This window comes from Stenotrophomonas geniculata (genome assembly GCF_034508895.1).
GTDB classification, from domain to species: Bacteria; Pseudomonadota; Gammaproteobacteria; order Xanthomonadales; family Xanthomonadaceae; genus Stenotrophomonas; species Stenotrophomonas geniculata.
The window spans coordinates 2,805,631-2,827,296 of sequence record NZ_CP140571.1; the positions used below are offsets into that span (position 1 = coordinate 2,805,631).

Annotated in this window: 17 protein-coding genes; 15 read left to right on the top strand and 2 right to left on the bottom strand. The window is 67.2% G+C overall.

What is annotated here, in order from left to right:
* Positions 1–203 precede the first annotated feature (203 nt).
* Complete coding sequence (locus RI032_RS12925; RefSeq protein ID WP_322547103.1) at positions 204–2,627, bottom strand: penicillin-binding protein 1A; 2,424 nt, start codon at positions 2,625–2,627, stop codon at positions 204–206.
* Between the two features lie 219 nt (positions 2,628–2,846).
* Between RI032_RS12925 and RI032_RS12930 the strand changes: the two genes are divergently transcribed.
* The 15 genes from RI032_RS12930 (at position 2,847) to RI032_RS13000 (ending at position 19,617) form a co-directional block, all read left to right on the top strand.
* Positions 2,847–3,905: a pilus assembly protein PilM gene (locus RI032_RS12930; RefSeq protein ID WP_010484061.1), complete on the top strand. Its 1,059-nt coding sequence runs from the start codon at positions 2,847–2,849 to the stop codon at positions 3,903–3,905.
* Positions 3,905–4,795 (top strand): PilN domain-containing protein, encoded by an 891-nt coding sequence (locus RI032_RS12935; protein WP_322547104.1) that lies wholly within the window; start codon positions 3,905–3,907, stop codon positions 4,793–4,795. The genes RI032_RS12930 and RI032_RS12935 overlap by 1 nt, the downstream gene beginning before the upstream one ends.
* Positions 4,792–5,448 carry a type IV pilus inner membrane component PilO gene (locus RI032_RS12940; RefSeq protein WP_049410131.1) on the top strand — a complete coding sequence of 219 codons (657 nt, stop codon included), beginning with the start codon at positions 4,792–4,794 and terminating at the stop codon, positions 5,446–5,448. The genes RI032_RS12935 and RI032_RS12940 overlap by 4 nt, the downstream gene beginning before the upstream one ends.
* Positions 5,449–5,474: 26 nt before the next feature.
* Positions 5,475–5,981 (top strand): pilus assembly protein PilP, encoded by a 507-nt coding sequence (locus tag RI032_RS12945; protein ID WP_010484064.1) that lies wholly within the window; start codon positions 5,475–5,477, stop codon positions 5,979–5,981.
* 21 nt (positions 5,982–6,002) lie between these two features.
* The gene (locus tag RI032_RS12950; protein ID WP_049437119.1) at positions 6,003–7,976 is read left to right on the top strand and encodes a type IV pilus secretin PilQ; all 1,974 of its coding nucleotides are present in this window, start codon (positions 6,003–6,005) and stop codon (positions 7,974–7,976) included.
* A gap of 226 nt (positions 7,977–8,202) precedes the next feature.
* Entirely contained in the window at positions 8,203–9,228 is a 1,026-nt protein-coding gene (locus RI032_RS12955; RefSeq protein WP_019659996.1) for an AAA family ATPase, read from the top strand.
* An 8-nt stretch (positions 9,229–9,236) separates the two neighbouring features.
* The gene (locus tag RI032_RS12960; RefSeq protein WP_010484067.1) at positions 9,237–10,166 is read left to right on the top strand and encodes a DUF58 domain-containing protein; all 930 of its coding nucleotides are present in this window, start codon (positions 9,237–9,239) and stop codon (positions 10,164–10,166) included.
* Positions 10,163–10,612, top strand: a complete 450-nt coding sequence (locus RI032_RS12965) for a DUF4381 family protein (RefSeq protein WP_322547105.1) — start codon at positions 10,163–10,165, stop codon at positions 10,610–10,612. Before RI032_RS12960 ends, RI032_RS12965 begins: the two co-directional genes overlap by 4 nt.
* Positions 10,609–11,613, top strand: a complete 1,005-nt coding sequence (locus RI032_RS12970) for a vWA domain-containing protein (protein WP_322547106.1) — start codon at positions 10,609–10,611, stop codon at positions 11,611–11,613. The genes RI032_RS12965 and RI032_RS12970 overlap by 4 nt, the downstream gene beginning before the upstream one ends.
* Positions 11,610–13,448 (top strand): tetratricopeptide repeat protein, encoded by a 1,839-nt coding sequence (locus RI032_RS12975; protein WP_057502250.1) that lies wholly within the window; start codon positions 11,610–11,612, stop codon positions 13,446–13,448. Before RI032_RS12970 ends, RI032_RS12975 begins: the two co-directional genes overlap by 4 nt.
* Positions 13,445–15,160 (top strand): BatD family protein, encoded by a 1,716-nt coding sequence (locus RI032_RS12980; RefSeq protein ID WP_322547107.1) that lies wholly within the window; start codon positions 13,445–13,447, stop codon positions 15,158–15,160. Before RI032_RS12975 ends, RI032_RS12980 begins: the two co-directional genes overlap by 4 nt.
* A gap of 57 nt (positions 15,161–15,217) precedes the next feature.
* Positions 15,218–16,537: a dicarboxylate/amino acid:cation symporter gene (locus tag RI032_RS12985; protein WP_043403118.1), complete on the top strand. Its 1,320-nt coding sequence runs from the start codon at positions 15,218–15,220 to the stop codon at positions 16,535–16,537.
* Between the two features lie 215 nt (positions 16,538–16,752).
* Positions 16,753–18,750, top strand: coding sequence for a transketolase (tkt, locus tag RI032_RS12990; protein WP_228354737.1), 1,998 nt, complete (start codon positions 16,753–16,755; stop codon positions 18,748–18,750).
* Positions 18,751–19,021: 271 nt separating this feature from the next.
* Complete coding sequence (locus tag RI032_RS12995; RefSeq protein WP_322547108.1) at positions 19,022–19,273, top strand: type II toxin-antitoxin system RelE/ParE family toxin; 252 nt, start codon at positions 19,022–19,024, stop codon at positions 19,271–19,273.
* 38 nt (positions 19,274–19,311) lie between these two features.
* Positions 19,312–19,617 (top strand): HigA family addiction module antitoxin, encoded by a 306-nt coding sequence (locus tag RI032_RS13000; RefSeq protein ID WP_010484074.1) that lies wholly within the window; start codon positions 19,312–19,314, stop codon positions 19,615–19,617.
* An 86-nt stretch (positions 19,618–19,703) separates the two neighbouring features.
* On the opposite strand, the gene RI032_RS13005 is transcribed toward RI032_RS13000, so the two are convergent.
* A complete protein-coding gene (locus RI032_RS13005; protein WP_312250919.1) occupies positions 19,704–21,656 on the bottom strand; it encodes an acetyl-CoA hydrolase/transferase C-terminal domain-containing protein in 1,953 nt (650 codons plus the stop codon).
* Between the last annotated feature and the right edge of the window lie 10 nt (positions 21,657–21,666).

Here is a 21,666-nt window from a genome sequence, read left to right on the forward strand (position 1 = left end):
AGATGCCAACCAACGGTTGGCACCCACCAACGCTTTGGTAGGTGCCGACCAAGGTTGGCATCTACCACGGCAAAAGGGTGCCGTTGATCCTGTAGAGCCGAGCCCATGCTCGGCTGCTCTACCGTGGGCCCCCGAAGCCGAGCATGGGCTCGGCTCTACAAAGGGCAGTGCCAACCAACGGTTGGCACCCACCGAATCCTTCCTCAGAAGATATCGAACGCGGCGGCGTCGGCCTGCGGCGTATTGAGGTTCAGGTCGTAGTCGGTCAGGCGGTCCATGTCTTCCACCTTCACCCACTCGGTCGCGCCGTTGAGGGTGGCCTGGACCATGCCGCTGGGCGGTTCGTTCTGCGCAATCGGGGTGTCCTTCAGCGCGGTGCGCATGTAGTCGATCCAGATCGGCAGGGCGGCCTTGCCACCGTATTCGCGGTAGCCCAGCGAGCGGAAGTCGTCGCGGCCCACCCACACGGTGGTCACGTACGGGCCGCCGAAGCCGGAGAACCAGGCATCGCGGTGGTCGTTGGTGGAGCCGGTCTTGCCGCCCACGTCCTCGCGGCCGAGCACCTTGGCCTGGGCGCCGGTACCGCGCTGGACCACGTCGCGCATCATCGACACCAGCTGGTAGGCGGTGCGGGCGTCGATCGCGCGCGGGGCGGTGCGGGCATCGGGGTTGACCGGCGCGGCCGGGGTCTCGGCCTTGGCTTCGGCCTTGGCCGCAGCAGCCGGGTCCACCTTCGGGGCCGGGGCGCCGAAGTTGAAGCCGTCCACCACCTGGTTGACCGGCTGGTCGCTGCTGCCGGCGCAGTCGCGGCAGGCCATCGCCGGGTTTTCCTTGAACACCAGGTTGCCGTCGCGGTCGTTCACCTGGTCGATCAGCCAGGTGTCCACGCGCGAGCCGCCGTTGGCGAACACAGCGTAGCCACGGGCCACCGACAGCGGGGTGAGCGAGGCGGTACCCAGCGACATCGACAGGTTCGGCGGCAGCTCCGATTCGGCGAAACCAAATTCGCTGATGTACTTGCGCGCGTAGTCCACGCCCATGCCATCGAGCAGACGCACCGAGACCAGGTTGCGCGACTGCACCAGCGCTTCGCGCAGGCGCATCGGGCCGCGGAAACCGCCGCCGTCGTTCTGCGGGGCCCAGGTTTTGCCGCGGCGGTCGCGGAACACGACCGGGGCGTCGAGCACGATCGAGGCCGGGTTGTAGCCCTTGTCGAAGGCCGCGGCGTAGATGAAGGGCTTGAAGCTCGAACCCGGCTGGCGGCGGGCCTGGGTGGCACGGTTGAACTTGTTGCCGGAGAAGCTGAAACCGCCAACCAGCGCCTTCAGCGCGCCGCTGTGGGCATCCAGCGAGACCAGCGCGGACTGGCCGCGCGGGAGCTGATCCAGCAGCCACTCACCTTCCTTGGCACCGGCACGCACGCGCACGATGTCACCGCGCTGCACCAGCTTGCCCGGGGTCTTGTTGGTCCACTTGGCGGCACCGGCCGGCAGCATGATCTCGCTGCGGTTGGCCAGCACCACGGTGGCGCTGCCATCGGCACCGGTGCTGGCAACGATGGCCGGCAGCAGGCCGGCCTGGCCGTACAGGCCACGCAGGTGCTCGGCCAGGGCGGCGGCGTCTTCGCCGGCACCCACCTGCACCTGCTTCTCCACGCCGTGCCAGCCGTGGCGGTGGTCGTACAGCAGCAGGCCGTCGCGCACCGACTGGTTGGCGGCGGTCTGCAGGGTCGAATCGATCGTGGTGGTGACGTGGTAGCCCTTGTTGACCACGTCACCGCCGAAGCGGGCGATCATTTCCTGGCGCACCAGCTCGGCTACGTACGGGGCATCGACCTGCACCGGCGGCTCATGCGCGGTGGCGTGCATCGGCACGGCCTTGGCCGCGTCGGCCTCGGCCTGGCTGACGAACTTCAGGTCGGCCATGCGCTGCAGCACATAGTTGTCACGACGCTGGCGGGCGCGCTCCGGGTTGGAGATCGGGTTGCCCGAGGACGGGAACTTGGGGATGCCGGCCAGCGAGGCCATCTCGTCCAGGTCCAGCTCGTTCAGCTTCTTGCCGTAATAGAACTCGGCGGCAGCGGCCACGCCGTAGGCGCGGTTGCCGAAGAAACTCTTGTTCAGGTACAGCTCGAAGATCTCGTCCTTGCTCAGTTCGGACTCGATCTTCCGCGCCAGCAGGATCTCGGCCAGCTTGCGGGTGTAGCTGTACTCGGAGCTGAGGAAGAACTGGCGGGCCACCTGCTGGGTGATGGTGGAGCCACCCGGCACGCGCTTGTCGTTGGTGGTGGCCAGCAGCCACACCGCACGGCCGATGCCCATGTAGTCCACGCCGCCGTGCTCGTAGAAGCGGGCGTCCTCGGTGGCCAGGAAGGCCTGCTTCAGGCGCTCGGGCACGTCCTTCATGGTGATCGGGGTACGCCGGGTCTCGCCGAACACCGCCATCAGCTTGCCGTCGGCAGCGTAGACGTACATCGGCTCCTGCATTTCCACGTCGCGCAGGGTCTGCACGTCGGGAAGCTTGGAGGACACGGCGTAGTACAGACCGCCTACGGCGGCCGCGCCGATCAGCGCCAGGACCAGGACAATCAGGAAGATCCAGCGCAGCCAGCGGCGGAGTCGAGTCATCGGGTTCAGATTCCGATTGCGAATTTCGTGGTCGCAGAGTATAGATTACGCAAGGTGGCGGCTGGGGTCGTCGCCGGGGAGCGCAAGGGGAACAGTCAGGGGCTGCATGGTGAATCCGTGAGGGACTTCACAGCAGGGCCGTTGCCATTTGCTAAGAATACGTTATTAATGCTCGGGCGCAGGTCTTGCGTCCAAGTGCCCGTCGGCAGGGGAGAAACCGTGGGGCTCATCCCAAAAAGTCAGTCGCCGCTTGTAGGCGTCGACATCAGTTCGACTGCGGTAAAGCTTTTGCAGCTGTCCCGCAGTGGCAACCGTTTTCGTGTGGAACATTACGCCGTGGAACCTCTTCCGCCGAACGCGGTGGTGGAGAAGAACATCGTGGAAGTGGAGGCCGTGGGTGAGGCCATCCGCCGTGCGATGAACCGCTCGGGGAGCAAGGCCAAGCTGGCCGCTGCCGCCGTCGCCGGTTCGGCGGTGATCACCAAGGTGATCCCGATGCCGGCCGAGCTCGACGAAAACGACATGGAAGCCCAGATCGAGCTGGAAGCGGTCAACTACATTCCGTACCCGATCGAGGAAGTGAACCTGGACTTCGAGGTGATCGGGGCGATCCCGAACAACCCGGAGATGGTCCAGGTGCTGCTGGCCGCGTCGCGTTCGGAGAACGTGGAACTGCGCCAGTCGGCCCTGGAACTGGGGGGCCTGCAGGCCAAGGTGATGGACGTGGAGGCCTTCGCGGTCGAGAACGCCTACGCCCTGGTGGCCAGTGAGCTGCCGGTGTCCATCGAGGGCGTGGTCGCGCTGGTCGATATCGGCGCCACCATGACCACCCTCAACGTCCTGCGCGGCGGCCGCAGCCTGTACAGCCGCGAACAGGTGTTCGGTGGCAAGCAGCTGACCGACGAGATCATGCGCCGTTACGGCCTGAGCTACGAGGAAGCCGGCCTGGCCAAGCGCCAGGGTGGGCTGCCGGAAAGCTACGAGATGGAAGTGCTGGAGCCGTTCAAGGAAGCCACGGTCCAGCAGATCAGCCGCCTGCTGCAGTTCTTCTACGCAGGCAGCGAGTTCAACCGCGTTGACCACATCGTGCTGGCCGGCGGCTGCGCCGTGCTCGGCGGCCTGCCGGAAATGGTCGAGGAACAGCTGGGCGTGCCGACCGTGGTCGCCAACCCGCTGGCGCAGATGACCCTGGGGCCGAAGGTGAACGCACATGCGCTGGCCCAGGATGCCCCCGCGCTGATGATCGCCACCGGTCTGGCGCTGAGGAGCTTCGACTGATGGCACGCATCAATCTATTGCCCTGGCGCGCCGAGCGGCGCAAGCAACGCCAGCGCGAGTTCTACGCAATGCTGGGCATGGCCGCGATCGGTGGCCTGCTGCTGTCGCTGGTGATCTGGTTCTATTACGACCGCCAGGTGAGCGGCCAGATGGACCGCAACGCCTATCTGGAAGCCGAGATCGAAAAGGTCAAGGAACAGAACAAGGAGATCGACCGCCTCGACGCGCAGAAGGAACGCCTGCTGGCCCGCAAGAAGGTCATTGAGGAACTGCAGGCCAAGCGCTCGCAGATGGTGCACCTGTTCGATGCGCTGGTGCGCACGATTCCCGATGGCCTGGTGCTGACCGCGCTGAAGCAGGAAGGCGACGTGCTGACCCTGGAAGGCCGCACCCAGTCCAACGCCCGTGTTTCGGCGTACATGCGCAACCTGGAGACCTCCGGTTGGATGACCAACCCGGAACTGTCGATCATCGAAGCGCGTGATCCCGAGAAGGACAAGGACGGCAAGGTTGGCCCGTTGGCCGACATCAAGGCGCTGCCCTATGTGTTCGTGGTCAAGGTGAAGCTGCCGGCACAGAGTGAGGAAGTGGCCGGTACGCCAGGCCTCAACGCCGATGGTTCGGTGGCAACGCCGGCTCCCCCCGCAGTGGCCCCGCTTGCCGCCGGCCCGGATGCAGCGGCGCCTGCTGCACCGGCCGCAGGCCAGCCCGCTGCTGCTCCGGCTGCACCCGCCCCCACCGCCGCGCCGGTCAACGCACCTGCTGCCACCCCGGCCGCGCCGAACCAGCCGGCAGCCCCGGCTGCCAAGCCTGCGCCGAAGCCCGAGGGCAGCCGCCTGGCGCAGCCGCCGCAGGCCTTCAACGCCCCGCTGCAGGGGGGTCGCGCATGAGCCAGAAAATCGATCTGAAGAACCTGGATTTCAACGACATCGGCAACTGGCCGCAGAAGGCCAAGATCGTCTTCTGCTCGCTGTTGGCGCTGGTGATCATGTTCGTTGCGTGGATGCTGCTGATCAGTGGCAAGCGCGAGGAACTGGCCGGCCTGGAATCGAAGGAAGTCGATCTGCGTGCCGAGTTCACCAAGCAGCAGGAGCGCGCGGTGAACCTGGCACCGCTGAAGCAGCAGCTGGCACAGATGGAACAGGTGCTGCAGCAGATGCTGCGGCAGCTGCCCAGCAAGACCGAAATGCCGGACCTGATCATCGACATCTCGCAGACGGCGTTGTCCAGCGGCCTGACCAACGAGCTGTTCGAGCCGGAGCAGGAGCAGGTCAAGGAGTTCTACGCCGAAAAGCCGATCAAGCTGCGCATGGTGGGCAGTTACCACCAGTTCGGTGCTTTCGTCAGTGGCGTGGCGTCGCTGCCGCGCGTGGTCATCCTGACCATGCACGACATCAACCTCAAGCCCAAGGACAAGGCCAGCGGCAACGCCCGCAGCGGTGCGCTGGAACTGTCCGGCACAGTCAAGACCTATCGCTATCTGGATGAGACCGAGGTGCAGGCACAGCAGGCGGCTGACGCCGGCAAGGAGGAGAAGAAGTGATCCGTTCCCTCTTTGCGCGTTGTGGGATGGCAGCCGTCGTGCTGATGCTGGCCGCGTGCGGCCGCGATGTGACCAGCACGCCGGGTGATGCGCCGAACCTTGAAAAGTGGGTGGAAGGCGAGCGTGCCCGACCGGCGCAGCCGCTGGAGCCGCTGCCGGTGATGCAGCAGTTCGAAACCTTCGAATACTCCGCACAGGGTCTGCGCGACCCGTTCACCGATGCCTGGACCAATCCGCAGCAGGGGAATGGCGGATTGCGTCCGGATCCGAACCGGCGCAAGGAGCCGCTGGAAGGCTTCCCGCTGGATGCACTGGACATGGTCGGTACCATCGGCACCGGCGCCGCTACCGTGGCGCTGGTGATGGGGCCGGACAAGGTGACCTACCGGGTACGCCCGGGCGGGTACCTGGGGCAGAGCGACGGGCGGGTCACGGCGGTCTTCGAGGACCACGTGGAGCTGATCGAACTGGTGCCGGATGGCGCGGGCGGCTGGCTGGAACGGCCGGCAACGCTCTCGCTTGAAGATCAATGATCGTTTACTGGGGATAGCACGATGACCTTTCACCAAGCCAAGGGGCTGCGTCCCATCCGGCGCTCTACCTTGAACCGTGTCAGCGCGTTGGGAGTCGCGCTGATGCTGGCCTGCGCTCCGGCGCTGGCCGCCGCACCGGCCGAGAAGCCGGTGGGCGCCACCGTGGCACCGGCGGCAGCGCCGGCGGGCCTGTCGGTGGCCAAGATCGATTTCAAGCGCGGCGATGATGGCGCCGGGCGCCTGATCGTCCAGTTCGACGGCCAGGGCGCGGTCCCGGACCTGCGGACGCAGGGCAACAGCGTGGTGGTCGATGTCGGTAACGCCCGGCTGCCGGCCAACCTGCAGAAGCCGATGAACGTCACCGACTTCGCCACGCCGGTGCAGCGCATCGACGCCAAGCCGTCCGGTGCCGGTACCCAGCTGGTGCTCAGTACCGGTGGCGCGGTGGAGTCGCTGGCCTACCAGAGCGGCAACGAGTACGTGGTGGAGATCAGCCCGCGGCAAGCGCCCGCCGCGGTGGGCGCGGTCACCGCCGGCAGCGTCACCCAGGCTGCCAAGGCGGTGGGGCAGCGTGGCTTTACCGGCAAGCCGGTGACCTTCAACTTCCAGGACGTGCCGGTGCGCACCGTGCTGCAGTTGATCGCCGAAGAATCCAATCTCAACGTGGTGGCGTCCGATTCGGTACAGGGCAATGTGACCCTGCGCCTGGTCAACGTGCCGTGGGACCAGGCGCTGGACATCGTGCTGCGCGCCAAGGGCCTGGACAAGCGTCGCGATGGCAGCGTGATCTGGGTCGCTCCGCAGGCTGAGCTGGCCAAGTTCGAGCAGGAGAAGGAAGACGCGCGCATCGCCATCGAGAACCGCGAAGACCTGGTCACCGATTACGTCCAGATCAACTACCACAGCGCCACGCAGATCTTCAAAGCGCTGACCGAGGCCAAGGGCATCGGCGGCGGCAGTGGCGGCGGCAATGGCGGTGGTGGCGGTTCGTCGCAGGAAGACAGTGGTTTCCTGTCCTCGCGCGGCCGTATCGTGGCCGACGAGCGCACCAACACGCTGATGATCAGCGACATCCCGAAGAAGATCGCGCGCATGCGTGAGCTGATCGGTGTGATCGACCGTCCGGTTGACCAGGTGCTGATCGAAAGCCGCATTGTCATCGCCACCGATACCTTCGCCCGCGAGCTGGGTGCGAAGTTCGGCATCAGCGGCAGCCGCGACAACGTGTACTTCAGCGGCAGCCTCGCTGCCAACGAGGAAACCCGCAAGTCGCAGGTCGATACGGCACTGGCCAACGCCAAGGCGGTCCGTGAGTGGCAGGCGGGTGGCAGCGTCGGCCCGGCCCCGGTTCCCAGCGGCCCGACCATCAAGCGCGGCCTGAACTGGAACCTGCCGGTGGCTACGGCCAGCAACCCCGGCTCGCTGGCGCTGTCGATCCTCAACGCAGGCTACCTGCTGGACGTGGAGCTGTCGGCCATGCAGGAAGAGTCGCGAGGTGAGGTGATCTCCAACCCGCGCGTGGTCACCACCAACCAGCGCGAGGCCATGATCAAGCAAGGCAAGGAAATCGGCTACGTCACCATCAGCGGCACCGGTGCTGCCGGTGGCGCCGGCTCCACCCCGAACGTGCAGTTCAAGGAAGTGGTGCTGGAACTGCGGGTGACCCCGACCATCACCAACGACAACCGCGTGTTCCTCAACATGCAGGTGAAGAAGGATGAAGTCGACCGCCTGATCGAACTGCAGGGCTACGGCACGGTGCCGTCGATCAACCGCCGCGAGGTCAACACCGCGGTGCTGGTCGAGGATGGGCAGACCGTGGTCATCGGTGGCGTGTACGAGTTCACCGACCGCAGCAGCATCAGCAAGGTGCCGTTCCTGGGCGACGTGCCGTTCCTGGGCAACCTGTTCAAGAAGCGCGGCCGCAACAAGGACAAGGCCGAGCTGCTGGTGTTCGTGACGCCGAAGGTGTTGCGCGTGGCCAAGCAGAACTGAGCCCGCGCCACCCGCGAAACGAAGAAGGGCCGCCATGCGCGGCCCTTCTTCGTTTCCACCCGTAGATCCACGCCGCCCATGTCCAGTAGATCCACGCCATGCGTGGATAGCCCAGTAGATCCACACCATGCGTGGATGGGCCGTTCAGCCGTTCTTGATGCCAATCGCAGGGCACCCTGCGATGATGTCGGGAACCCGTGCCGTCCCGCGCCGGTCAAAGGCCCCCATGAACCTGCCACCGCCGATGCCCGAAACCGTCTCGCCGCCGCCCGCGCCGGCCACCTCCCGCCTGCATGGCGCCTTCACCCAGCTGCGCGATGCCCTGTCGGCCGAGATCGTCGGCCAGGCGGCACTGGTCGAACGCCTGCTGATCGCGCTGCTGGCCGATGGCCACCTGCTGGTGGAAGGCGCTCCGGGCCTGGCCAAGACCACGGCGATCCGCGCGCTGGCCTCGCGCCTGGAAGCTGACTTCGCCCGCGTGCAGTTCACCCCGGACCTGCTGCCGGCCGACCTGACCGGCACCGAGATCTGGCGCCCGCAGGAAGGCCGCTTCGAATTCGTACCCGGACCGATCTTCCACCCGATCCTGCTGGCCGATGAAATCAACCGCGCGCCAGCCAAGGTGCAGTCCGCACTGCTGGAAGCGATGGGCGAGCGCCAGGTTACCGTTGGCCGCCACACCTACGCGCTGCCGCCGCTGTTCTTGGTGATGGCCACGCAGAACCCGATCGAGCAGGAAGGCACCTTCCCGCTGCCGGAAGCACAGCTGGACCGCTTCCTGATGCATGTGCGCATCGGCTACCCGGACCAGGCTGCCGAATCGGAGATCCTGCGCCTGGCCCGCGAGCGCGCCCGTGGCGCACTGGGCGAAGCCGCACCGGCGCCGGAAAAGCTGCCGATGCAGGATGTGTTCGATGCCCGCCGCGAAGTGCTGGACCTGCACATGGCGCCGGCGCTGGAACGCTACCTGATCGAGCTGGTGCTGGCTTCGCGTGATCCGGCGCGCTATGACGCTGGCCTTGGCCGCCGCATTGCCTGGGGCGCCAGCCCGCGCGGTTCCATCGCACTGGAACGCTGCGCGCGTGCGCGCGCCTGGCTGGCCGGCCGCGATTTCGTCACCCCTGATGATGTGCGTGCGGTCGCTGCTGACGTGCTGCGCCATCGCGTGCTGCCCAGCTACGAAGCTACTGCCGAAGGCTGGGATGGCGAACGCCTGGTGCAGGAGCTGCTGGCCCGGGTGCCGGCACCCTGAGCCTGCGCATGACCGATCCATCCCTGCACCACGCCTCCTCCGTCAGCGACGGTGACGGGCTGCGCCCGCAGCTGTCCGAACTGGTGGCGCTGCGCCGCCTTGCACAGCGTCCGCCGCCGCCACGCCGTGGCCGTGCCGGCAACGCCGGGCAGGCGCCGTCACCGCTGCGTGGGCGTGGCATGGAATATGCCGAGTCACGCGAGTACGTGGCCGGTGATGATGCGCGGCATATCGACTGGCGGGTGACCGCACGGACCGGTCGTGCCCACACCAAACTGTTCCAGGCCGAACGCGAGCGGGTCAGCCTGATCGTGGCCGATACCTCGCCGGCCCTGTACTTCGGCACCCGCGTGCGCTTCAAATCGGTGCAGGCCGCACGTGCAGGCGCCGTCGCCGCGTGGTCGGCGCAACGTCGTGGCGATCGCATCGGAGCCCTGCGTGGCAGCGACCGTGAACCCCCGATCGCACCGGCAGGAGGCCCGCGCGGCGTGCTGCGCGTGCTGGATGCGCTCACCCGCTGGTATGCGCAGCCCCCGGCCGATGACCTTGGCCTGGAACGCGCGCTGGACCATGCCGGTCGCGTCCTGCGTCCCGGTGCACGTGTGCTGGTGCTGGCCGATCCGCAGCAGGCCATCCGTATTCCGCCTGCGCGCTGGAGCGCGTTGGCCCAGCACCATGACCTCAGCCTGGTGCTGCTGGTCGATCCATTGGAACTGCAGCCTCCGTCGGCCGCGCTGCAGTTCCAGACCCTGCACCAGCGCATCGGCCTCGACCTGCGCCGCAGCGAAGTGCAGGCGCACTGGCAGGCGCATTTTGTCGAGCCGCTGCAGGAACTGCGGCGCCAGCTCGGCGCGCGCCGCGTCGACGTACAGGTGCTGTCCACCGATGCGCCCAGCGATGCCTGGCTGGCACCATCACCCACCGAGGTGCCGGCATGAGCGCGAACCTGCCGCTGCGCGATGTGCAGCTGCCGCCGGCCCCATCGTGGTGGCCACCGGCACCGGGCTATCTGATGATCGGCGGCGTGGTGCTGCTGTTGCTGGCGGCGATGGCCTTCCTGTGGTGGCAGCGCCGCCGACGCCGCCAGCGCTGGTTGCAGCTGTTTGATCAGGAGCTGGCAACCACCGCCGATGCGGCTGCCGAACTGGCGGCGATCGCAGGGCTGCTGCGTCGCGCTGCACGCCAGGCACAGCCCGGCAGTGAATCCCTGCGCGATGACGCCTGGTGGCAGCGCGTGGATCCGGAAGGCACGCTGCCCGCGGCACGTCGCAGTCTGCTGGCCGAAGGTGCCTATCGCCCGCGGGTGGACGCCAACGATGTGGCGGCGCTGCGCAGCTGGGCGCGCGAGCGCTACCTGGCCATGCTGCTGGAGCGCCGCCGATGAACCTGCTGGCAAGTTACTGGCCATGGCCGGACCTTCAGCTGGCGTGGCCGCTGGCCCTGCTGGCGCTGCCGTTGCCGTTGCTGATGCGCTGGTGGAAGCGTCGTGCCGACCCCGGCGCTGCGCTGCGCGTGCCCTATGCAGCGACGGAACTGGAAGCGCTGGCCGGTGGCGGCCGCGTCGATGTGTCGTGGCTGCGCACGCTGCTGTTGTGGCTGGGCTGGTGCGCGCTGTGCATCGCACTCACGCGCCCGCAGCAGTTGGGCGAGGCCATCACCCCGCCGCAGCAGGGCCGGCAGATGATGCTGGCGATGGACGTGTCCGGCAGCATGGGCGAGGGCGACATGCTGCTGGGCGGGCAGGCGGTGGATCGCCTGACCGCGGCCAAGGCCGTGCTCGCCGATTTCCTTGATCGTCGTGCCGGTGATCGCATCGGCCTGCTGATCTTCGGCGACCGCGCCTACACGCTTACGCCGCTTACTGCCGATCTGGCCAGCGTGCGCGACCAGCTGCGCGACAGCGTGGTCGGCCTGGCCGGGCGCGAGACGGCCATCGGTGATGCCATCGGCCTGGCAGTGAAACGCCTGCGCAGCCAACCGGAGGGGCAGCGCGTGCTGATCCTGCTGACCGACGGCGTCAGCAACGCCGGGGTGCTGGAGCCGCTGCGTGCGGCGGAAGTGGCCCGCGCCGAAGGTGTACGCATCCACACCGTCGCGTTTGGTGGCGATGGCAGCATGCGCCTGTTCGGCATTCCCATTTCCGCCGACCAGGATCCGGTCGACGAGGCCACGTTGAAAAAGATTGCCAGCATGACCGGTGGCCAGTTCTTCCGCGCCCGCGATACCGCGCAGCTGGCCGGCATCTACGCCGAACTGGACCGGCTGGAGCCGATCGCGGCGAAGGGGCCAAGCCTGCGACCGCGCGAGGAGCGCTATGCCTGGCCGTTGGGCCTGGCGTTGTTGCTGGGTGCGTTGGCATGGGTGTGGCCGGAGCGCCGCCGATGATCGCGTTGGCATCCCATCTTCCCGACTGGAATGCGCTGCACTTCCTGCGCCCGGAATGGCTGTGGGCCTTGCTGGCATTGCCGCTGATCCTCGCGCTGGCGTTGTACCGGCAGCGGCGCAGCGATGTGTGGCGAACAGCAGTCGATGCCCACCTGTTGCCGCATCTGCTGGCTGCGGGCACGCGCCGCCGTGCACGCCTGCCCTGGGCCGTGCTGCTGGGCTGGACGCTGGCCTCGCTGGCCATGGCCGGGCCGAGCTGGCGCCAGCAGGCACAGCCGATGTTCCAGGCCAGCGCACCGCTGCTGGTCGTGCTGGATCTGTCCAGCCGGATCAATGCCACCGACCTGCCGCCGTCGCGCCTGCTGCAGGCCCGGGCGAAAGTGGGTGAGCTGCTGCGTGCTCGCCAGGGCGGACAGGTGGGCCTGGTGGTCTACGCCGAGGATGCCTACACCGTGGCGCCGCTGACCGACGACGGCAGCAACGTTGCGCTGTATCTGGACGCGTTGTCGCCGGATGTGATGCCACGCGACGGCCAGCGTGCCGACCGCGGTATCGACTGGGCGACGCGGTTGATGCGCCAGATCGGGGCATTGCGGGGGCAGATCCTGCTGGTCAGCGATCAGGCGGATGATGAAGCGGCACTGGCCGCCGCGCAGGCGCGCAGCCTCGGCCTGCAGGTGTCGGTACTGGGCCTGGGCACATCTGCCGGTGCGGCGTACCGGGATGGCAGTGGGCAGATCCGCCAGGCCACGCTGGATGAAGGCAGCCTGCGTGCGGTGGCTACGGCCGGTGGTGGCCGCTATGCCCGCATCGCCGCCGATGACAGTGATCTGCGCGCACTGGGTGTACTGGATGCACGCGAAGGTACTGCGGCGCAGCGGCCCGGGGAGGGCAAGCAATGGCGTGATGAAGGGTTCTGGCTGCTGCCACCGGTGATGCTGCTGGCGCTACTGGCCTTCCGCCGCCGCGCGCTGCTGGCGGCGGTGCTGGCGGTGGGCCTGCTGCCGTGGATGAGTGATGTGCAGGCGCAGGCACCCGCCGTGCCGGCTTCACCGCCGGTGCAGGGCACACTCTGGAAGCGCGCCGACCAGGTGCAGCACCAGCGTCTGGCCGAAGGTGCGCAGGCGTACCGCAATGGCGATTTCGCCAGTGCCCGCAAGCAGTTCGAGGGCATCGACAGCGATGCGGGCTGGTACAACCTGGCCAATGCACTGGCCCGCCAAGGCAACTACGACGAAGCCATTGCCGCCTACGACCGCGCGCTGGCACTGCATCCCGGCATGGCCGACGCGGTCGCCAACCGCGCCGTGGTCGATGCCGCGCGCAAGCGCAAGCAGTCGGGTGGCAAAGGCCAGGATCAGCAGAAGCCACCGCAGAACGGGCAGCAGAAGCCACCGCAGAACGGCCAGGGGCAGCAGAATCCGCAGGGCCAGCAGCCGCAGCAGGGCCAGCAGAATCCCGGCCAGGGCCAGCCGCAACCGGGCCAGCAGGGGCAGCCCAAGCCCGGTGACGACAAGAACCCGTCGAGCCCGCAGCCCGGCGAGCGCGGGCGCGATGGACAGCAGGCGCCACCACAGGTGGAGGATGCCAAGGCACAGGCCCAGGCGGATGAGCAGCAGCGCCAGCGCATGCAGCAGGCAATGCAGCAGGCACGTGAGGGTAAGGGCGAACAGGATGGCAAGCCCGTGCCAGGCAGCGACGGCACCACCCCGCGCCAACGCGAGGAGCAACAGGCGGTGGAGGCGTGGATGCGGCGCGTACCGGATGATCCGGGCGCATTGCTGCGGGCCAAGTTCCAGCTGGAAAACGAACGCAGGAAGAGGGAAGGGCGATGACGCGGGCGACGAACATGCACGGGCGCTGGCCGCTGCAGGTGTTGGCGGCACTACTGCTGTGGCTGCCGCTGCTGGCGTGGGCGCAGCCGCGCGCGTGGCTGGACCGCGACCGCATCGCGATGGGCGACACGGTCACCCTCAATGTCGAGAGCGATCAGGGCGCGCCAGACTTCACGCCGTTGCGTACCGACTTCGATCTCAGCGGCCAGACCAGCAGCCGTCAGGTGGAGTGGAGCAATGGCAGCATGCAGCAGCGCAATCTGTATGGCGTGGCACTCACGCCGCGGCGTAGCGGTGCACTGGTGGTGCCGGGCCTGCAGGTGGGCAGCGTACGTACTGCGCCGTTGACCCTGCAGGTGGATGCCGCTGCCGTGGCCGGCCCCGACAGCAACGCAGTGGCCTTCATCGAAACCGTCGTCGATGACGAGACGCCGTATGTGCAGCAGAGCGTAGGCGTGGTGGTGCGGTTGTATTTCGCTTCGCAGCTGGCCTCCGGCGAACTGGTGCTGGATACCCCGGCCGGTGCGTCGTTGCAGCGGGTGGGCGATGACCGCACCGATGTGCGGCAGGTCAATGGCCGCCGCTACAACGTGGTCGAGCGGCGCTTCCTGCTGATTCCTGAGCGCAGCGGTGCACTTCGGCTGGCCGGTGCGCGTTTCAGTGGGCGCAGTGCCGGTGGCTTCTTCGACGACTTCTTTGGCGGCGGCGACGGGCGGATGAATGCCACCGGCGCCGACCGCACGTTGCAGGTACAGGCACAGCCGGCACAGGCGCCGCAGCCGTGGCTGCCGCTGCAGGGCCTGCAGCTGCGCTACACCAGTGCACCGACCAGCGCACGTACCGGTGAGGCGGCCAACGTGGTGGTCGAGGCGATTGCCGACGGTGCCACCCGCGCGCAGTTCACCGACCTGCCGGTGCCCGACGTCGGCAGCGCCGCACAGGTGTTCGCCGAACCGGCGCAGTACGAAGAGACCTTCAACGGCAGCACGCCGCGCCTGAAGATCACCCGCCGTTATTCGATCGTGCCGCGCCAGCCGGGTTCGCTGGTGGTGCCGGGGCCGCGCCTGCCGTGGTGGGATGTTCGTGCGGGCAAGCCACAGGAAGCGAAGCTGCCGGACCTGACACTCGCCGTCGCAGCCGGTAATGGCGGTGGCAGTGCTTCACCTGCGCCGCTGCCGCCGATCGACACAGATGCTGCGCTGCCGGGGGGCGATGGCCAGGACAGCCGTATCGCGGCTACCGATCCGCGCGCCAGCGGCCTGGCCGAGCGTCCGTGGCCATGGATGGGCGCCGCTATCGGCCTGGCGCTGCTGTGGCTGCTGACCCTGCTGTGGGGCTGGCAGCGTGGCCGTCGCCCGCGCGTGGCGACGCCTGAGGCGGGCAGGGGGGCTGTGCCGGCTGTGGCGACTGGACGTGCCGGCCTGGCCGAACTGCGCCGCGCGCTGGATGGTGAAGGCTTCGATCAGGTAGAAGCTCAGCTATGCGCGATGGCCGGCGTTGAACGCATTGAGCAGGTCATCGCGCGGTTGGATGACCCGGCCCAGCGCCAGGTGCTGCAGGACCTGCAACAGGCCCGCTGGGGCGGGCAGGGTGATCTGGCGCCGCTGCGCACGCGCCTGCGCGGGGTCTTCCGTGACGGACCGCACTGGTCGGCGGCTGCCGGCCCCGCTGACACTGGCCTGGCGCCGCTGTATCCGCCGCGGCGAACCTGAACCGGCGCCGCTTGCGCGCTTTGTTAGAGTGCATTCATTTTTCGAGGAAACCCGCGCATGACAGCAGCTGCTGCCGACAAGAAGAAGTTGCCCCTGCATTGGAAGATGGGCATCGGCTTTGCGATCGGCCTGATCCTGGGACTGATCGTGCACGCCCTGGGTGGCAGCGTCGATGGTCTGCAGGCCGGTGCCAAGTGGGTAATGGACTACATCACCACCCCGGCGTCGGGCCTGTTCCTCAACCTGATCTTCATGCTGATCGTGCCGCTGATCTTCTCGGCGCTGATCATGGGCGTGTCGGAGATGGGCGACATCCGCGCCCTCGGTCGCATCGGCTGGAAGACCCTTGCCTACACCGTGCTGCTGTCCGGCATCGCCGTGGGCATCGGCCTGGTGCTGGTCAACCTGCTCAAGCCGGGCGCCGGCGTCGATCCGCAGGTCGCCGCGATGATGCTGTCGGAGAACGCCGAGCGCAGCAAGGAAATCGTTGCAGGCATCCATGGCACGCCGAAGGGCATGGACATGCTGCTGTCGATCGTGCCGAGCAACGTGCTGCAGGCTGCATCGGACAACGGTGCGATCCTGTCGCTGATGTTCTTCGCGCTGATGTTCGGCATCGGCATGGTGCTGACCGACAACGAGAAGGTCGCACCGCTGCGCCGCGCCATCGAAGGCGTGTTCGAAATCTCGATGACCCTGATCAACCTGGTCATCCGCCTGGCCCCGTATGCGGTGGCCTGCTTCATGTTCAACCTGGCCGCGCTGTTCGGCTTCGAACTGATCATCCGCCTGGGCGCCTACGTGGGCGTGGTGGTGCTCGCGCTGGGCCTGCACATGATCGTGACCTACGGCACCGCCGTGTGGCTGTCCGGCCGCTCGCCGCTGTCGTTCTTCCGCGATACCCAGGAAGCGACGGTGATGGCGTTCTCCACCGCCTCCAGCAACGCCACCCTGCCGACCGCGCTGCGCGTGGCCGACCAGATGGGCCTGCCGCAGCGCGTGTCGCGCTTCGTGCTGACCGTGGGCGCTACCGCCAACCAGAACGGCACTGCGCTGTTCGAGGGCGTGACGGTGATTTTCCTGGCCCAGTTCTTTGGCGTGGACCTGAGCATCGGCCAGCAGATCATGGTGATGGCGGTCTGCATCCTCGGTGGCATCGGCACGGCCGGCGTGCCGTCGGGCTCGCTGCCGGTGGTGGCGATGATCTGCGCGATGGTGGGCGTGAACCCGCTGGGCATCGGCCTGATCCTGGGCGTGAACCACTTCCTGGACATGTGCCGTACCGCCCTGAACGTGACCGGCGACCTGGCCCTGACCACCCTGGTGGCCAAGGGCGAGTCCCACGACGGCCCGGCGCTTACGCCCCACCAGGACTGAGTCCAAGGCCACTGCTGGCGACCTGATCGGGGTCGGATTCCTTTCCGCAGGGAAAGGTATCCGACCCCTTTTCACATGCGGAATCCAGCGGAGATCACGACGCTGCCGGCCAGCGGTCGGCACGACCGGACAAGGTGAACCGACCCCCCGCCCGGCGACTATGGGACAATAGGCCGCCCGCACGTCCGCGGCCGCCTCCCGATTCCGACAGAACCATGACGCAGCCTACCCGTCGCCAGTTGGCCAACGCCATCCGCTTCCTTGCCGCCGATGCGGTTGAAACCGCAAAGTCCGGCCACCCCGGCATGCCCATGGGCATGGCCGACATCGCCGAAGTCCTCTGGAACGACTACCTCCGCCATAACCCGAGCAATCCGCACTGGTTCAACCGCGACCGTTTCGTGCTGTCCAACGGCCACGGTTCGATGCTGCAGTACGCGCTGCTGCACCTGAGCGGTTACGACCTGCCGATCGAGCAGCTGAAGCTGTTCCGCCAGCTGGGGAGCCACACCGCCGGCCACCCGGAACGCCATGAGACCCCGGGCGTGGAAACCACCACCGGCCCGCTGGGCCAGGGTTTCGCCAACGCCGTGGGCTTCGCCCTGGCCGAGAAGCTGCTGGCACAGCGCTTCAACCGCCCGGAGCTGGAAGTGGTCGACCACCGCACCTGGGTGTTCATGGGCGATGGCTGCCTGATGGAAGGCGTGTCGCATGAAGCGGCGTCGCTGGCCGGTACCTGGGGCCTGCACAAGCTGGTCTGCTTCTGGGACAACAACCACATCTCCATCGACGGCAACGTCGAGGGCTGGTTCACCGACAACACCCCGGAGCGTTTCGAAGCCTATGGCTGGAACGTGGTCCGTGACGTCGATGGCCACGACCCGGAAAGCATCAAGGCCGGCATCGAGGCCGCGCTGTCGCAGAGCGACAAGCCGACCCTGATCTGCTGCCGCACCACCATTGGTTTTGGTTCGCCGAACAAGGCGGGCAAGGAATCCAGCCACGGCGCACCGCTGGGCAAGGACGAACTGGAAGCCACCCGCAAGCAGCTGGGCTGGGAGTACGGTCCGTTCGAGATCCCGCAGGCGATCTACGACGGCTGGCGCGCCAATGGCGCCGGCATCCTGCGCCAGGCCGAGTGGGAACAGCTGTTCGACAAGTACGCCAGCCAGTACCCGGGCGAGGCCGCCGAACTGACCCGTCGTTCGCACGGCGAACTGCCGGCCGACTTCGTTGCCAAGGCCGATGCCTACATCGCCCAGGTGGCGGCTGAAGGCCCGACGATCGCCTCGCGCAAGGCCTCGCAGCTGGCCATCGAAGCCTATGCCCCGCTGTTGCCGGAAATCGTCGGCGGCTCGGCCGACCTGGCGCACTCCAACCTGACCCTGTGGAAGGGCAGCAAGTCGGTCGCCAGCGACGACGCCAACGCCAACTACGTGTACTACGGCGTGCGCGAGTTCGGCATGACCGCCATTGCCAATGGCCTGGCCTTGCACGGTGGTTTCATTCCGTTCGATGCCACCTTCCTGGTGTTCAGCGACTACGCCCGCAACGGCGTGCGCATGAGCGCGCTGATCCCGGCCCACGCCATCCACGTCTACACCCACGACTCGATCGGCCTGGGCGAAGATGGCCCGACCCACCAGCCGGTGGAGCATCTGGCCTCGCTGCGCTACATCCCGAACAACGACGTGTGGCGCCCGTGCGATGCGGTCGAGTCGGCGGTGAGCTGGAAGGCCGCGATCACCCGCCAGGACGGCCCGAGCTGCCTGGTGTTCAGCCGCCAGAACCTGCCGCACCAGCCGCGCAACGCCGAGCAGATCGCCCAGATCGAGCGCGGTGGCTACGTGCTGGCCGATGCCGCCGGTACCCCGGATGTGATCCTGATCGCCACCGGTTCGGAAGTCTCGTTGGCCACCGAAGCCAAGGCCCAGCTGGACGCGGCCGGCCTCAAGACCCGCGTGGTCTCGATGCCGTCCACGGACGTGTTCCTGCGCCAGGATGCGGCCTACCGTGAATCGGTGCTGCCGAACGCCGTGCGCAAGCGCGTGGCCGTGGAAGCCGGCGTCACCGGCTTCTGGCGCCAGTTCGTCGGCCTGGACGGTGCAGTGATCGGTATCGACACCTTCGGTGCCTCGGCCCCGGCCGACCAGCTGTACAAGCACTTCGGCATCACCACCGCCCACGTGGTGGAAGCCGCCAAGGCGCTGTAAGCAGCATCGCAGCGTGATGAAGGAAAGGCCGGCGCAAGCCGGCCTTTCTCGTTTTCCTGGGTAGATCCACGCCATGCGTGGACGAGAAAAGGGGACGGCGTGTTCCGCCTGACGGCGCCGCTGTCGCGTTGGCCTCTTCATCTGGCCTGCGTTCCTTGCGAAAAGGAGAGTCTGCCGAGACAACCTCAATAGTAAAAATGGTCAACAAGCGCGGCGCAGAAACCTATACTGGATTTGCGGAGTGTAAGGTGTGGCCTTACACTGGTGCTGCATGATCGTCAGCTTCAGGCATAAGGGCCTGAAGGCGCTCTATGAGCGGGGCGACATTTCCGGAGTCCGTGCCGATCATGTGGCTCGGTTGCGGCGTTTGCTTCTGCAGTTGGATCAAGCCCGGCTGCCTGGAGACATGGGGCTGCCCGGAAATCGCCTGCATCCCCTGCACGGAAGCTATAGCGGCTACTGGGCTGTGAATGTCTCGGCGAGTTGGCGATTGGTGTTCCGCTTTCGTGGGCCCGACGTCTAACTGGTCGATTACCTTGATTACCACTAGGAGTCTGCTCGATGCCGTTGCATGATCCGCCGCATCCAGGAGAATCGCTGCGCGAAGACATCCTGCCGGCGATCAGCATGTCCATCAGTGCGCTGGCGCAGCACCTTGGTTATTCCCGTGGACAGCTGTCGACCATCATCAACGGGCACGCCGGCATCTCTGCTGAACTCGCGTACCGTCTTGAACTTGCGGGCCTCGGCAGTGCTCGTATGTGGCTGGCGATGCAGGCGGCCTATGACCTGTGGCAGGTCGAGCATCGAGAGCATCCGCCCATTGCCCGCCTGTATCTTGAGGATGCAGTGAGGATCGGACAGTAGATCCGCGCCATGCATGAATAAAGAAGGGGACGGAGGGGATCAAGTCGTCTGTGCATGAACGACTTGATCCCCTCCGTCCCCCTTTCTCAGGCAGTGCGTGCCAGCGCCAGGCGCAGCAGTCGCGCGTCCAGGCGCTCTGCGAAATCCGTCGGGGCCTGTAGACCCATGCGCTGCAGGTACACCGCATCGCCGTCGCCGGCCGGTTGCCGCAACGCTGCCCAGACGGTACGCAGCTTGTCGCCGCGGGTCTGCGTGTTGGCCTTCAGCCAACCCAGCGCTTTCACCAGCACCTGCTCGATCTCGTTGAAGTCGCTGCCCAGCGGATAGTCCGGCAGGCTGCCATCGGCGCGGAATGGTGCCAGCGCTGCCGCCAATGCCTGCGGCGTATTGCGCTGCAGGCGCGCCGGGTGCGGTTGCGCGGTCGCCAGCAGCTTGCGCGCGGCATGTGCCTGCTGCAGCAGATCGCCCTGGAACGGGGCTTCGGTGATCGCGGTCATCGCATGCACGCAGTCCTCGTCGGTCAGACCTCGCAGGTCGGCGATGCCGTACTCGTTCAGGTAGATATCGCGCAGGTGGCGCGGGATGGTGGTGTGCCCGTAGTTCCAGCGCACGTTGGACTCGCGCCGGCCCTTGTCATCGCGCGCGGCGCGGAACATCAGCACGCTGCGCGCTTCCGGCAGGGCATGTGCCATCGCCACGAAGTTGTACTGGCCACCCACGCCGGACACCACGCGGCCATCGTCCAGCGCGTCCGACACCGCTGCACCCAGCGCGGTGGCCATCATGCAGGAATTGAAGAAGCGCGCGTGCCGGCGCTGCAGGCGTTCCAGCGTTTCGTTGCCACCGTACAGCTGGTTGATCTCGCTGATGCGGCGCATGCCGATCGCACGACACTCATCTTCCGGCAGCGTGCGCAACCACTCGTAGAACTCCGGCGAGCCCAGGTAGAACGCGCCGTGCAGGTACTCGCCCTCGGCGGCCAGGGTGGCGTGGTCGATGGACAGCGTGCTGCCATTTTCGATGCGCTGCATCAGCGCCAGGTCGTCGTGCACCTTGCGCTTGATCACCCCGGTCTGCACCAGCCGGCGGAAGCCCTCGTTGAGCATCTCGCTGCAGCCGTACAGGCCCACTTCGAACGGATCCAGCCCGCCGATCTCCTGCACCAGCGGGTGGCTGGCCAGCTGCGGATCCAGCGCGTGCAGCACGCGGCGGTAGCGGGCGTTGTCGGTGTGGCGCAGCACAAGCGCATGGCTGAGTGCATCGGCCAGCGTGCCGATACCGATCTGCAGGGTGCCGCCGTCGCGCACCAGCGTGCTGGCGTACAGGCCGATGGCGTAGTCGGCATCGCCGACCGGCTGCCGCGGCAGCCCGAACAGCGCCGGGTACGGCGGTGGCGGAGTGATCACCAGATCGAAGAACGACACATCGACCGTCGCCGAGCCGCCCAGATAGGGCAGCTGCGGATCGATCTCGGCGATCATCAATGGGCGCGGCAGGCCGCGCGCGGTCATCGCATCCAGGGTGTCCTGGGTGATGTCGTTGTTGCACGACAACGACAGCCGGCGGTCATCCGGCCGCATCGCCACCTTCTGCACGATCACCTGCGGCGCGCGCTGGGCGACCGCATCGGCGGCGTGGGTGTAGTTCAGGCTGGTGTAGCTGGACTGCGCCTGCCGCGAACCGAGCAGGGCGCCGGACTGCATGTAGAACTCTTCCACCTGCACATGTGCCGGCAACGCGTCGCGCGCGATCGCATCGGCATAGGCCAGGCGCGGGAAATCGTCGCCGAAATGGCGCTGCGCGAACGGTGCCAGGAAGCGCGCCTCCAGGCCGGTGCCGCGCGCCTTCGGCGGATTCAGCGACAGTGCGGTATACAGCTGCAGCGGCCGCGAAGGGTCGTGCTCGACGCGTGCGTAGAGGGCATTGAGCAGCCGGTGTGGCTTGCCCAGTGCCAGCGGTGCCCCGATCCGCAGCGGCCCGTCCACGCGCGCAAACAACCAGTCGACGGCGGCGTCCAGGTCGGTGAGGTGTTCGGTCATGCGGGGCGGT